Raw genomic sequence first — 13366 nt, 5'->3', positions numbered from 1 at the left:
ACAGAGCATAGCGATATCAAAAATCTACATAGTGCTGTTCAGAAAGTATCCGGCAGCTGTTGAGACTGCGAAACTGAGCAAAATTGGGCCTTGCGGACCGCGTGGCGATTCGCCATTTGTTCGGTGTCCGGGAGACACCCGGAAAGTTCGACGTTCTTTCGGGGGTAGCCCCTCGCCCCCCAGCAGGTAGATTCCCTTTCACCTCCCCGAGGTACACGATGGCTACGACCGTGGCAGCGCAGGACGATCGCAAGAAGGCATTGGGCCTTGCGGTGTCGCAGATCGAGAAGTCGTTCGGGAAGGGCGCCATCATGCAGATGGGGAAGGATGGCGCGAAGGTGAAGGTGGACGCGATTCCGACGGGAGCGATCAACCTCGATGCCGCGATTGGCGTCGGCGGATTCCCGCGGGGCCGCATCACCGAGATCTACGGACCGGAAAGCAGCGGCAAGACGACGGTCTGTCTGCACGTCGTGGCCAATGCGCAGAAGTTGGGCGGCACCGCGGCGTTCATTGACGCGGAGCACGCGCTGGATACGGACTACGCTGCGAAGTTGGGCGTTGACGTCGAGAAGCTGCTGGTGTCGCAGCCGGACACCGGCGAACAGGCGCTCGAGATCTGCGAGATCCTGGTACGGAGTGGGGCGGTTGATGTGATCGTGGTGGACTCGGTGGCGGCGCTGGTGCCGAAGGCCGAGATCGAGGGGGAGATGGGCGACTCGCACGTGGGCCTGCAGGCCCGCCTGATGAGCCAGGCGCTCCGGAAGCTGACCGGTGCGATTGCCCGTTCGAACTGCTCGGTGGTGTTCATCAACCAGCTGCGTGAGAAGATCGGGGTGATGTTCGGCAGTCCCGAGACGACCACCGGCGGCAAGGCCCTGAAGTTCTACGCGTCGCTGCGGCTCGACATCCGCCGCATCGGCCCGGTGAAGGACAAGGAGGACGTGGTGGGTTCGCACGTCCGGGTGAAGGTGGTGAAGAACAAGGTGGCACCGCCGTTCCGTCAGGCGGAGTTCGACATCATGTACGCGGAAGGGATCTCGCACGTGTCCTTGCTGGTGGATATCGGCGCGGACTCGGGGATCATCGAGAAGTCGGGGGCCTGGTACAGCTACGGGTCGCAGCGGATCGGGCAGGGCCGCGAGAATGCGAAGCTGTTCCTGAAGGACAACCCGGCCGTGATGGCGGAGATCGAGGAGAAGGTCAAGGCGGTGCTCGGCATCAACAAGCAGGTGGTCGCCGAGGACGCGGAGGACGAGAAGTAGGCGGGACGAGAGGTAGGTTGTCGAGGGCGTGATTTGCGGTGAGTCGATGGGGCCCGGAATCCCCAGCGTTCCACTGTGGGTCCGCCCTCGACTGCTTTCCTGGCCTTTGTTTGGGCCTTCTGGCTCTGTCGTTGGGCTGAGTCGGCTGGGTTTACCACGGAGACACGGAGACACGGAGTCTGTCGGGACGCGCGGAGGCATCGCTGCTCGACTCGGGGGCAAGTACTGAGGGGGCTCGGCGGACAGATCTGTCCGCCGAGCCCCCTTCAGATAACCCCTAGAGCAGGCACGGAGTACATCAGGCGGGCTGTAGTTCTCCGTGTCTCCGTGTCTCCGTGGTAATCAGTTGGTTCCGTCCGAACCGCGAGGCTTGCCGATGTGCCACCGCAGCCCAAGCGACACGACCAGATCCGTGTTCTGTAGCGAAACGTCCGTGTCCGTGGCCTGGGACCGCAGCCAGCGCGTCGAGCGCCCGAGCAGGACACCGCCGTCGAAGCTCCAGGAGTCGTAGTACCAGCTCTGGCCGATGGTGGCGCCGTAGGCGCTGACCTGCTTGTCGTCGAAGGAGACGAAGCTGGTGCGGCGGACGAAGGCGCCGAGTCGGATGGCGGACTTGCGGTCGTAGTTCGTGAAGTCCCGCTCCCAGCCAACGTGGACGCCCGTGGCATCGCCGACGCCCGTGCGGGTCGGGATGTCGGAGCCGTCCGCGTCGGAGGTGAGGTCCATGGCGGCCCAGGGCGCCAAGTGGACATCCGCGCTCAACACGGACTTCGTGCCCATCTTCCGCGCCACGCCCACGTTCAGTTGTAGAGGTGCCTGCCGCGTCGCGGCAATCTCTCCGGTGGAGTCCACCCGGGTGAACTGCCGGTCGTGGGGAAGCGTCGCGTGAACGCCGATACGCAGGCGCTCGGTGGCCTGGAACATCGCGCCGACGTCGAGGGCCAGACCGGAGATGTCGCGATCGATGAGCGTCCTTCGCACCCGCCGCGTGGCCTCGGAACCGCTGAATGCGATGGGCCCGTCGACCACGTACTTCTCCTCGCCGCCGAGCAGGTTCGCGGTCACGCCGAGGCGCAGGCGGTCGCTGAGGGCGACGGCCACCGTGGGCGAGATCGCCCGCAGGCCCTCCTCGACGAAATACCGCGTGGTGCTGAAATAGCGTCCGTTGCTCTCGAGGCGGTTCACCTTGAACGCGCCCACTCGCGGGGTCTCGGCGAAGCGCCGGTAGGCGACCCCGACGGCCACGGTTCGGCCAGCCAGTTGGAAGGGCACGGCAATGCCAGCAAACTCGAGCGCGTCCAAGGTGCCCGCGAGTTCACCGTCACCGGTGAAGCGCGGGAAACCGCTGGGCGTGACTCGGTTCGTGGTCGCGGTGACACCTGTGGCCATCACCATCACACGGCTGACGAAGCCGTACTCCGGGCGCTCGAGGAACGTCAGGCCGGCGGGGTTCCAGCCAATCGCCGTGATGTCATCGACGACGGCCGTGACGGCCTGGGCCATCCCGAGGGCTCTGGGGCCGTTGCCAATGGCCGAGGGATCAGGCCGCTCTTGGGCGGCGGCGGGGGCGGCGAGGGCACAGCACAGGCTGGACGCGAGCGCCGTATGGCGCAGGGTCAGGCGGGACATCAAGCTCGAGATTCTCCGACACTGGTGGCGGCGCGATGGTGATGCACCGCGCTGGGAAGCCTGCGAGATAGATACCGGAACGCGACGGGTCAAGCCGCGTCATTGCTCACGCTTACGGACGTCATACAGATTCCGCTGATGGCTGGTATCGGACGTGTCACGGCGCTGCGCGAACACCCGCGGAGGGCGGGGCGCTATGTCGTAGAAGTTGACGGTGAGGCCGTCGGGGCGGTGTCGGTGGATCGGCTCGCCGACCTAGGGCTGCGCGTTGGCTCGGCGGTGGACGACGCGCTCCGCGCTCGCTTGGAGGAGGCGGCCCGCGCGGTCGCCTGCTACGATCGCGCCACGGATGGGTTGGCGCGCCGCGCCCGCTCGCGCGTCGAGCTGTCGCGCTGGCTGAAACAGCGGGAGTTCTCCGCGGTGGAGATCGAACCGACGCTCGACAAGCTCGAGGCCCTCGGCTTGCTCAACGATCGGGAGTACGCACACGGGTTTGCGCGCTCGCGGCTCGCGGTGGGACGGGGACAAGGGCCGCGCCGCGTCGCGGCCGAGCTTGCTCGGCGAGGGGTCGCACGTGAGCTGGTGGATGAGGTACTCGCCGAACTGCGCGACGAGGGACTGGCCGACGAGGCGACCTCGATCGCGGCGGTGGCGCAGCGGAAGTGGCGGACGCTTGCGGAGCTGGAGCCGCAGGTCGCACGGCGGCGGCTGATTGGATTCCTTTCGCGGCGCGGGTTCAGCACCTCTGCGATTGCCGCAGAACTGCGCCGGCTCGGCGGCCAGGCCTAGGCCGCCGTTCGCGGTGTCATCGAGTCGCCGACTGCGGCGAGCAGCTCGTCCATGCCGTAGGGCTTTGGGAGGAATCGCCAAGGGCCGGGTGTCAGTCCGAACTGCTGTGTGATCGAGTCCTCCGCGTAGCCGGACGTGAACAGGATCCGCAGTCCTGGCCTTGACAGACCGAGCTGCGCCGCGAGTTCCGGCCCCGTCACGCCTGGCATCACGAGGTCCGTCAGGAGGAGGTCGAGCGATTCGCCGCAGGATTCGGCCACCCGGAGCGCCTCGACGCCGTCCGCGGCCGCGATGACGTGGAAGCCGTGATGGGTAAGGACGCGCGTGGCGACGGTACGGATCGAGTCCTCGTCATCCACCAGCAGGACGGTGCCGCGGCCACCGGAGTGAGCTGGCGTCGGCGCGCGCGATGCAGCCGCGCGCCGGTGCGGTGCGGCGACGGTCGGAAAGATGATCTTGAAGGTTGTGCCGCTCCCTAGAGTGGAGGACACGGCGATGCTGCCGCCCGCTTCCCGCACGAGGCTGGCCACCGTGGACAGTCCGAGGCCAGTGCCCTTGTCCGCCGTCTTCGTGGTAAAGAACGGTTCGAAGACCCTTGATTGCGTGGCTTCGTCCATGCCGTGGCCGGTATCGGAGACCTCGAGAAGCACGGGCGCACCGACCCCGTCGCCGGACCCGTTCTCGTTCGCGGACCCGAGTCGCGTCCGGATGGTGAGCCGTCCTCCGCCTGGCATCGCATCGCGTGCATTGACCGCGAGGTTCATCACGACCTGCTCGAAGTGACCCGCGTCCATTCGGACGTGCGCGGTCGCCGCGTGCCCCTCACGGTCCACCTGCACGTCCTCCCCAAGGATGCGCGTCAGGAGCTCGAGGATATTGGTGAGCTCCGCATTGATCTCGATGGTCCCTGCTTGCGCGGCTTTCGGACGCGCGAAGGAGAGCAGCTGGCGTGTCAGGCGCGTCGCGCGCCCGGCGGTGCGACGCAACTCCAGCAGGTCTTGGCGGGTGCGATCGGTGAGGGCGGGTTCGAGCAGGCTGAGGTCGACCACGCCGTTGATGACCGTGAGCAGGTTGTTCAGGTCGTGCGCGACGCCACTGGTGAGCCGCGCGACGCCTTCCATCTTCTGCGCGTGGCGAAACTGCTGCTCGAGCGTGACGGACTCCGTGACGTCAAGCAGCACGCCCTGCGCGAACAGCGGCTCGCCGTTCTCGTCAAGGACGCGGTGGGCCGCGTGCTCGACGACTCGTGGGCTCCCGTCGGCGGCCAGCAGCCGATACCGCAGTCGTGTTGGCTGGGCCTTGGCGTTGTTCTCGCTCAGGGTGGCGCGCACCGACTCACGGTCGTCCGGATGGACGGTCTCCAGCCAGGCCCAGGGAGCGCGGGCCCACTGCTCCGGGGTAACGCCAAAACGACTCACGGCCGGACTGACGTACGTGTAGTGGCCGGCGTCCGCGTCCTCGGCACGATACACGACGCCCGGCAAGTCCTCGGCCAGTGCACGGAAGCTTGCCTCACGCTCGATGAGGGTGCGCGTCTGGCGATCTCGGCGCTCGCGACGCCGGAGCAGGAGGCCCAGCGCGAGGGTGCCGCCGGCGTTGGCCAGCACCAGGACCGGCAGCAAGATCCAGCGCAGCGTCGTGTCAATGTTGCGCAGCAGCCAGAACGCGAGGGCCCATTGGATGGCGCCAACGGCGGCACCGAGTGTCGCAAACTGCACCGCCGAGATATCGCTCGAGCGCCGCGCGCGATGCCGGTGCGCGACGAGACCGACGGCGGCGGCTGCTGCGACATAGATGGCGCCAATCGCTGCCGCCGGTCCGCCGATCACGAAGACACGGACTCCGATTCCCACGACCGCCGCAACCAATGTCGGGATGGCGCCCAGGCAGAGCCCTGCGACGGCGAGGACGATTCCTCGCGAGTCCAGCACCAGGCCAGGTTCAACACGCAGCGGTTGGAGCATCGTGACGGCGACGACCCCACCGAGCACGAGGCCGAGCACGAGTTGGGTACGAACGCGCCGGTCGTCACGCCGCGAGGGCCGCAGGTCGGCCAGGACCGCCAGCGCGAGAAGCCAGCCGAAGTTCGATATGATCGGTGGGACCAGCTCCGGAAGCATCGCGTGCCAATGCCTCGAGGCAAAGGACACCCGCTGGCGCGCCCTACCGTCCTGAGCCCGCCCTAGGGCAGATTAGTACCAATTGGTCCTGACTTTGTCAGGTTGGTACCGGAATACTCGGGTTGAGCCGACTCAAACAATGACCTACGTCACAAATTTTGAACTCGAAGGACGACGCGCGGTGGTCACTGGCGGCAGCCGTGGCATCGGTGCCGCCGTCTCACGGATGCTGCACGCGCTTGGCGCGTCGGTGTGTATCGGCTACCGCTCGCGGAAGGCGGACGCGGACGCCTTGGTGGGGGAGCTCTCCACGAACGGCCGCAAGGCGATTGCCCACGCGGCAGACCTAGCTGACGCCTCCGGCGCCGATTCGCTTATTCGGGCCGCCACTGATGCCTTCGGCGGCGTGGACATCCTGGTCCACAACGCCGGCATCTGGCCGAGCGAGGACCTAGCCGTGGACGCGATGGACGACGCGCGGTGGCGGCGTACGATGCGCGAGAACGTGGACGCCATGTTCTATGTGTCCCGGGCCGCGGCGCGGGTGATGGGTGATGGCGGCCGCATCGTCCACGTGGCGTCCACGGCCGGTCAGCGCGGCGAGGCCTTCCACGCGGACTACGGGGCCAGCAAGGGCGCGATGATCTCGTTCGTGAAGTCGCAGGCCATTGAGTTGGCGCCCAGGGGGATTACGGTGAACTCAGTGGCGCCGGGCTGGGTGGATACGGAGATGTGTGCGGATGCGTTCGCCGAAGGGGGCCGGGCGCGGATCGAGGCGGGGATTCCGGTGGGGCGGGTGGCGAGTCCGGCGGATATCGCCTTCGCGGTCGTGGCGCTGTGTATGCCGGGGGCGCGGCATATCGTGGGGGAGATTGTGAATGTGAATGGAGGGAGTGTGTTGGCGGGGTAGCGATACGCTCTCTCCGCCAGGCAACTGCGGAGCCGGCAGTTCCCGCACCTCAGCTCAGGCCTTAACGCTGCTAGTGGCGCCACGTAGGCTACACATATGTCCGCCCACGCCGCCCTCAACCGCTTCGGACTCGGCGCCCGCCCGGGTGAGGCCGCCCGCCACCGCGACCCCCGCGGCTGGCTCCTGGCCCAGCTCGAAGGCCCGCCGCCGGCCCGCCCCACACCACAAGGCGCCTCGAACGACGAGATCGCCGCCGCCCTGCGCGCCTTCCGGCAGGCGGCACGCGGCCAGGAGCAGGCCCGCGCGGAGGCGCGTCGCCGGCTTGTCGCGGTGGTAGGCCGCGAGACCGGCAGTGCGATGGCGCTACGCAGCGCGAGCGAGCGTCCGTTCGTCGAGCGCCTCATCGCCTTCTGGAACGACCACCTCTGCGTGAGCATCGGCGCCAAGGTGATCGTCGGCCCGCTGGCTGGGAGCTATGAGCGCAGCGTGGCCCGCGCGCACGTACTCGGCCGCTTCGATGAGATGGTATTGGCCAGCGCGCGGCATCCCGCAATGCTGGCCTATCTCGACAACGCGCAGAGCATCGGGCCCAAGTCGCCGGTGGTGCAGCGCGCGCAGCTGGCGCGTTCGCGCGGCCGTGGTGGACAGGGTGTGCAGCGCGCGGCGCAGGCCGGGCTCAACGAGAACTATGCCCGCGAACTGCTCGAGCTGCACACCCTTGGCGTCGATGGTGGCTACTCGCAGCAGGACGTCACCGAGCTGGCCCGGCTGCTTACCGGCTGGACCTCCGATGGGCTCGATGGTGCGCGCGTGCCGGAGTTCCGCTTCGCCGCCGAACGCCACGAGCAGGGCCGCAAGACCGTACTGGGCGCGCGGTACGCAGAGGGAGAGGCCGAGGGCGTGAAGGCGATCCGCGCGCTCTGCCGGCACCCCAGCACGGCGCGGTTCATCGCCGGCAAGCTGGTGCGGCACTTCGTGAGCGATGAGCCGCCGGCCTCGGCGGTGGATCGCGTGGCCAAGGTGTTCGGCGATACCGAGGGCGACCTGCGGGCCGTGTCGCGGGCGCTGGTCGAGCTGCCGGAGGCCTGGGAGCCGAGTGCGCGCAAGTTCCGCACGCCGCAGGACTGGGTGACGGCGCTTTCGCGGGCGATGGCATTGCCGCCAGCCGCGGGCGAGGCGTTGGTGTTGCCGCTGCGGCAGCTGCGGCAGCCGCTGTGGGCGCCGAGCAGTCCGAAGGGCTACGGCGACCTGCAGCGCGACTGGGCCGATCCCGACTCGCTGCTCAACCGAGCGGAGTTCGCGCGGTCACTGGCGCGGCGTCCGTTCGCACGGGCGGCGGATCCGTCCGTGCTCGGCTCCACCGTGCCCGGCGAGGGGGAGGACGCGCGCGCGCTGGCCGCATTGCTCGATGACAGCGACATCCCGCGCGCGGAGCGCGTCGCGCTGGCGCTGGCGAGTCCCAACTTCCAATGGCGGTGAGGCGGCGATGACCGGACATCTCGAGGCGGTACTCGGCGCGGACGCGGCGCTGCGCGCGGGGCGGGGCGTGGACATCGCCGCGATGGACCGCCGTGCGTTCCTTGGCACGATGTGCGCGGGTGGCATCGCCACCTTCGGGATGCCGGTGGTGCGCTTCGCCCACCTGCGGCAGCAGGGCCGCCTGGTGTTCGTGCTGCTGCGGGGCGGGGTGGACGGCCTGGCGGCCTTGGTGCCCTTCGGCGATCCCGCCTATCGCGCGCTGCGCGGCGCGATGGCGTTCGACTCCGACACCCTCACACCCCTCGACGGTACCTTCGGCCTCGCGCCGGGCCTCGGTGCGCTACACGAGTTCTGGGAGCGCAACGAACTCGTCGCCCTGCACGCGATGGCGATTCCCTACCGCACGCGCAGCCACTTCGACGGACAGGCGGTGCTGGAGACGGGCCTCGACCGCCCGGTTGGCAGCGCCGAGGGCTGGCTGAACCGCCTGCTGCAGGTGATGCCTGGCGAGCGCAGCGGCATCGCCGTGGCCAGTGGGATGCCGCGATCGCTGAGCGGTCCGTTCGAGGTGCGGACCTGGTCACCCGCGCAGCTCGGGGCGGTGGACGACGCGTATCTCGAGCGGCTGGCATCGCTCTATCGCCGGGACCGCGCGCTCTCGGGGCGCTTCGAGGCGGCCATCCAGCAACAGGCCTCCGTGGGCGAGGAGGCGATGGCAGGTGGCGGGGCACAGCGGGGTGGCATCACTCCACTGTTTCAGGCCACGGCGCGGCTGATGCGTGCCCCCGATGGGCCGAACGTCGCGGCCGTGGAGTTTTCCGGTTGGGACACCCACGCCAATCAAGGCCTGGCAGGCGGGGCGCTGGATCGGTTGCTCGGGCAGCTCGGCGACGGGCTGGCGGGCTTCCGCGTGGCGATGGATCGCGACTGGGCCGACACCACCGTGGTGGTCATGACGGAGTTCGGGCGGACGGCGCGGCCGAATGGGACCCGCGGGACCGACCACGGGACTGGCGGGGCGGGGTTCGTGATTGGGCCGAAGGTGGGGCGGTCGCGGGTGGTGACCGACTGGCCTGGGCTGGGGGCTCGGGAGCTGTTTGAGGGGAGGGACGTGGCGGGGACGCTGGATACGCGCGCGGTGCTGGCGGGGGTGGTCGGGCCTGTGTTTGACCTGACGGCGGGGCAGGTGGAGCGGGTGTTGCCGGGGAGTACGGGGCTACTCGGCCTGACGCTGCTCAGTGGCTAGGCAAGGCTACGCGCTGGCCAACTCGGGCAGGTGACAGCGCGCGCGTCTGGGGATATCTGTATGCGATGCGAATCGCCATCACCGGAGCGACAGGGTTTGTCGGGTCACGCGTTGTCGCGACACTGACGGCCGCGGGCCATCAGGTTGTTGGCCTCTCACGCGGGGCGCACCCAGACGCAGACGCAGTCTCCTGGCGCACGGTCCCTGCCTACTCTGACGCATCCGCCATGGCGCGCGTGCTGACCGACGTCGATGCAGTGGTCCACCTTGCCGCCCGCGTCCACGTCATGCGCGAGATCTCCAGCGACCCGCTCGCCGAGTTCCGCCGCGCCAACGTCGAGTCCACGCGGGCAATTGCGGACGCATTGGTCGCCCGCGGTGGCGGCAAGCTGGTGCTCTTCTCGAGCATCAAGGTGCACGGCGAGGGCGGGGCAGGTCCCATCTCCGAGACGTCCTCGCTGGCGCCGGAAGACCCGTACGGACAGAGCAAGGTCGAGGCTGAGCACGTGCTGTCCGAGGCCAATGCGTCGTTGCAGTGGACCGTGATACGGTCCCCGCTGGTCTACGGCCCCGGTGTTGGCGGCAATTTCCGCAGGCTGCTCGGACTCGCAAGGCTCTCGCGGCGCCTGCCCATCCCGTTGGGTGGACTGCGCAATGTCCGATCCATGGTCTACGTGGACAACCTCGCGCACTTGGTGGACACCGTGCTCACCGATGCGCGTGCGTCGCGTCGCGTGTACTTGGGAACCGACGGGAGCGACTTCACCACCAGCGATCTGATTCGGCGGCTCGCCGCCGCGATGGGAGGGCGCGCGCTGCTTGTGCCGATGCCGCCATCGCTGCTCAGACTCGGGTTCGGGATGCTTGGGCGCGGCGCCGAGGCCTCGAGACTGCTCGAGGAGTACCGAGTGATGCCGAGTGCCGCAATGTCGGAGCTGGGTTGGCGTCCACCGCACACGATCGACGACGGACTCGCGGCCACGGTGCGTCATTGGGAGGCCGCGTGAACCGGTCTACCTGGTTCTTGGTGGCCGCAGCGTCGTCGTTTCTCGCCGTGCTCGCTGTCCGCCGCTATGTACTCGCAAAGGGTGTACTCGACACGCCGAATGCGCGAAGCTCGCACACGGTCCCGACACCCCGTGGCGGGGGGCTGGGATTGATGCCGGTGCTGCTCGTTCTGCTCTCGATCACAGTTGGGGCCGCGAGCGGGGCGCGGGTAGCCGGCTTCCTGGGCTTCGCCGTTCTGCTGACCGCGATCGTCGGATGGCTCGACGACTCCATGGGCGGCATCCGCCCGCGCACACGATTCGCGGCGCACTTGGTTGCCGGTGCGACCATCGCGATGATCGCCCCTAGTCTCGGCCTCGCTGGTTGGCTGGCGTTCGCGTGGTGGACGTTTTGGACGGCGGCGAGCATCAACGTCGTGAACTTCATTGACGGCATCGATGGCATTATCGGCGTGCAAGCGCTGGTGTTCGCCGCGCACGTCCTGCTGCTAGTACCGCAATCCGTGTTCGCAAATGCGGCTGCGGTGCTAGCGGGGGCGGCCGTTGGTTTCCTGCTGCTCAACTGGGCGCCCGCAAGAATCTTCCTCGGCGACGCGGGTTCTGGAGGTCTGGGCGTCGTGTTCGTCGGCCTCGGCGCGCTAGTCATTCGCGAGGGCGCCGTGGGCCTCCTCGCGACCTTCCTGCCGCTGGCGCCAATCTTCCTCGACGCCAGCGTGACGCTGGTCCGCCGTGCCGCGCGAGGAGAGCGCCTGAGTGAGGCCCACCGGAGCCATGTGTATCAACTGCTGGCGAACGGGCGCTTCGGGCATGCACCGGTGACGCTGCTCTACGGGTTGGCGAGCATTGCCGGGCTCCTGCTCGCCCTGTGGGTTCCGAACGCGGGCTGGTCGCCGCTGGCAGCCTACCTCGCCGGGCTCACCTTATGCGGCTGGGTCCTTCTCAGGATGAACCGAGCCCGTGGTCCCCTGACCGTCGTCGGATAGGCAGGACATCTGGGGCACGCACGCTGGCCACGAAGTCCGGGACGAGGGCGATCAGTGCGGCCCGCAGCTTGGCGTCGTCGGTAGGCACGGACTGCGCCATGCGGATCAAATCGGCGATGCGCGACTCGAGTCCCGGATCCGGCTCGTCTGCAAGCACGCGGATGACCTTTGGGTGAGAGGTCTCTCCAACGTCTTCGTCGCCGAAGAGCACCTCTTCGTACAACTTCTCGCCGGGTCGCATGCCGGTGTACTTGATCTCGACATCGACGCCCTCCTCAAGGCCTGAAAGGCGGATGAGGTCGCGGGCGAGGTCGGCAATCTTCACGGGCTCACCCATGTCAAGCACGAACAACTCGCCGCCGGCTCCGAGAGCACCGGCTTGCAGCACAAGTTGCACGGCCTCAGGAATCGTCATGAAATAGCGACGCATTTCCGGATGCGTGACCGTGACGGGGCCGCCTGCCTGAATTTGGCGCAGAAACGTCGGCACCACGGAACCTCGGGAACCCAGCACGTTGCCGAATCGCACGGCTACGAAGTGGCGTTCCTCCTTCGCGGCGGCGAGGCGCACAACGATCTCCGCTATTCGCTTGGTCGCGCCCATAATAGACGTCGGGCGCACCGCCTTGTCCGTCGAGATGAGGACGAAGTGCTGGACACCAGTGTCGATGGCCGCGTCCACGACGTTGCGCGTTCCGAGAACATTGTTCGTGATGGCTTCCACGATGTTCTCTTCCATGAGGGGAACGTGCTTGTGAGCCGCAGCGTGGAATACAGCGAATGGTCGATAGCGCTCAAAGACCTGACGGACGCGGGCGGCATCGCGGATGTCCGCGATCACCGGTGCCAGCCGGCGCGTTGGGTGCAGCACGCGGAGCTCACCCTCAATCTCAAACACTTGGTTCTCTGAATGGTCCAGTAGTACCAGCAACTCTGGTTCGAGCGCTGCTATCTGCCGGCAAAGCTCCGACCCGATGGATCCGCCTGCTCCCGTCACCATCACCGTCCTGCTGGCAGAGAGCGTTCCGACCGCGTTCAAGTCCGTGATTATCGGTGCGCGACGCAGCAAGTCTTGAATCTCGACGGGGCGAAGCGAGGCCATCTCCACTCGTCCGGAGACGATATCCGAGAGAGATGGCACGATGCGAGCGGAAGCTCCCGCCAAGGCGACCATCTCCACAATTCGACGGATCAGCGGCCCGCGCGCGGACGGCATCGCGATGATGACGTCCTTGGCCCCAAGGTCGCGAATCAGTCGGGGAAGGTCATCAATCCGTCCTTCGACGCGAACGCCACTGAGAAACTGCCCAAGCTTGCTATCGTCGTCGTCGACGTACGCGACGACCTGATGCATCGCGCGATCCGAGGTCATCGATTCCCGCGCGATGAGCTGACCGGCGGCTCCCGCCCCGACAACAATCGTCCGGCGCCCATCGCGGCTCCTCCGGCGGCTCGCGGTGGCGAATCGCACGGCGAAGCGAGGTGCAGCCAAAACAGCGATTGAGAGGAGTGCATCCAACACCAGCGCGGACGCCGGCATCCGGAATGGCGCAATTCCTCCCCACTGGAGCAATCCGAAACCGACGAGAAAATTGAGGCCTGCAATCTTGACCCCCGCCCCCAGGACGCGCTCGAGCTCGACAACACTCGCATGCTGCCAGAGCGTTCGGTACATCCCCTGTTGCCATGCGATCCAGACGCGAGCGGGAAGCGTCAGAGCCGCATAAATGAGCATGGTCTGCGCATAGCCTGGTGGCCAATCCAGGCGCTCAAAGCGCAAAAGAAGTACCACGGCTGGGACGACAGCCAATCCCAGGATGTCTAGGATCAGAAAGTGTCGATTGCGCATTGCGGACTGGGTCGGGGAGGCGGCCATCGGAGAGACGATCAGGTAACGAAATGGTGATTTCACGGGAGCCGTCAGCTGCACGACACCCG

General features: G+C 67.5%; 10 protein-coding genes. 7 read left to right on the top strand and 3 right to left on the bottom strand.

Annotated features, from left to right (window positions below):
• Positions 1-230: 230 nt before the first annotated feature.
• Positions 231-1265 carry a recombinase RecA gene (recA, locus tag KF709_01275; GenBank protein MBX3173019.1) on the top strand — a complete coding sequence of 345 codons (1035 nt, stop codon included), beginning with the start codon at positions 231-233 and terminating at the stop codon, positions 1263-1265.
• Positions 1266-1607: 342 nt separating this feature from the next.
• Here the strand turns inward: recA and KF709_01270 are convergent, their stop codons facing one another.
• A complete protein-coding gene (locus KF709_01270; GenBank protein ID MBX3173018.1) occupies positions 1608-2894 on the bottom strand; it encodes a hypothetical protein in 1287 nt (428 codons plus the stop codon).
• 138 nt (positions 2895-3032) lie between these two features.
• Here KF709_01270 and KF709_01265 point away from each other — a divergent pair, with 138 nt between their 5' ends.
• Positions 3033-3683, top strand: a complete 651-nt coding sequence (locus KF709_01265) for a regulatory protein RecX (protein ID MBX3173017.1) — start codon at positions 3033-3035, stop codon at positions 3681-3683.
• Here KF709_01265 and KF709_01260 read toward each other — a convergent pair.
• Positions 3680-5803, bottom strand: a complete 2124-nt coding sequence (locus tag KF709_01260) for a response regulator (protein MBX3173016.1) — start codon at positions 5801-5803, stop codon at positions 3680-3682. The genes KF709_01265 and KF709_01260 overlap by 4 nt on opposite strands.
• 139 nt (positions 5804-5942) lie before the next feature.
• Between KF709_01260 and KF709_01255 the strand changes: the two genes are divergently transcribed.
• The 5 genes from KF709_01255 to KF709_01235 all read left to right on the top strand — a co-directional run bounded on the left by KF709_01255 (position 5943) and on the right by KF709_01235 (position 11428).
• Positions 5943-6713, top strand: coding sequence for an SDR family oxidoreductase (locus KF709_01255; protein MBX3173015.1), 771 nt, complete (start codon positions 5943-5945; stop codon positions 6711-6713).
• A 96-nt stretch (positions 6714-6809) separates the two neighbouring features.
• On the top strand, positions 6810-8192 hold the full coding sequence (locus tag KF709_01250) for a DUF1800 domain-containing protein (protein MBX3173014.1): 1383 nt from the start codon (positions 6810-6812) through the stop codon (positions 8190-8192).
• Between the two features lie 7 nt (positions 8193-8199).
• Entirely contained in the window at positions 8200-9438 is a 1239-nt protein-coding gene (locus KF709_01245) for a DUF1501 domain-containing protein (protein MBX3173013.1), read from the top strand.
• Positions 9439-9503: 65 nt separating this feature from the next.
• Positions 9504-10445 (top strand): NAD-dependent epimerase/dehydratase family protein, encoded by a 942-nt coding sequence (locus KF709_01240; GenBank protein ID MBX3173012.1) that lies wholly within the window; start codon positions 9504-9506, stop codon positions 10443-10445.
• Positions 10442-11428 carry a hypothetical protein gene (locus KF709_01235; GenBank protein ID MBX3173011.1) on the top strand — a complete coding sequence of 329 codons (987 nt, stop codon included), beginning with the start codon at positions 10442-10444 and terminating at the stop codon, positions 11426-11428. Before KF709_01240 ends, KF709_01235 begins: the two co-directional genes overlap by 4 nt.
• Here the strand turns inward: KF709_01235 and KF709_01230 are convergent.
• Positions 11385-13340, bottom strand: a complete 1956-nt coding sequence (locus KF709_01230) for a polysaccharide biosynthesis protein (GenBank protein MBX3173010.1) — start codon at positions 13338-13340, stop codon at positions 11385-11387. The two genes, KF709_01235 and KF709_01230, sit on opposite strands and share 44 nt — an antisense overlap.
• Positions 13341-13366 lie beyond the last annotated feature (26 nt).

This window comes from Gemmatimonadaceae bacterium (assembly GCA_019637445.1).
Lineage (GTDB): Bacteria > Gemmatimonadota > Gemmatimonadetes > Gemmatimonadales > Gemmatimonadaceae > Pseudogemmatithrix.
Note: the sequence above shows the minus strand (reverse complement) of the source record. Positions and strands in the feature narration are given on the sequence as shown.

Coding starts and splice junctions, on each gene's coding strand:
- KF709_01270 (MBX3173018.1), bottom strand. CDS start 2,894: ATGTCCCGCCTGACCCTGCGCCATACGGCGCTCGCGTCCAGCCTGTGC.
- KF709_01265 (MBX3173017.1), top strand. CDS start 3,033: ATGGCTGGTATCGGACGTGTCACGGCGCTGCGCGAACACCCGCGGAGG.
- KF709_01260 (MBX3173016.1), bottom strand. CDS start 5,803: ATGCTTCCGGAGCTGGTCCCACCGATCATATCGAACTTCGGCTGGCTT.
- KF709_01255 (MBX3173015.1), top strand. CDS start 5,943: ATGACCTACGTCACAAATTTTGAACTCGAAGGACGACGCGCGGTGGTC.
- KF709_01250 (MBX3173014.1), top strand. CDS start 6,810: ATGTCCGCCCACGCCGCCCTCAACCGCTTCGGACTCGGCGCCCGCCCG.
- KF709_01245 (MBX3173013.1), top strand. CDS start 8,200: ATGACCGGACATCTCGAGGCGGTACTCGGCGCGGACGCGGCGCTGCGC.
- KF709_01240 (MBX3173012.1), top strand. CDS start 9,504: ATGCGAATCGCCATCACCGGAGCGACAGGGTTTGTCGGGTCACGCGTT.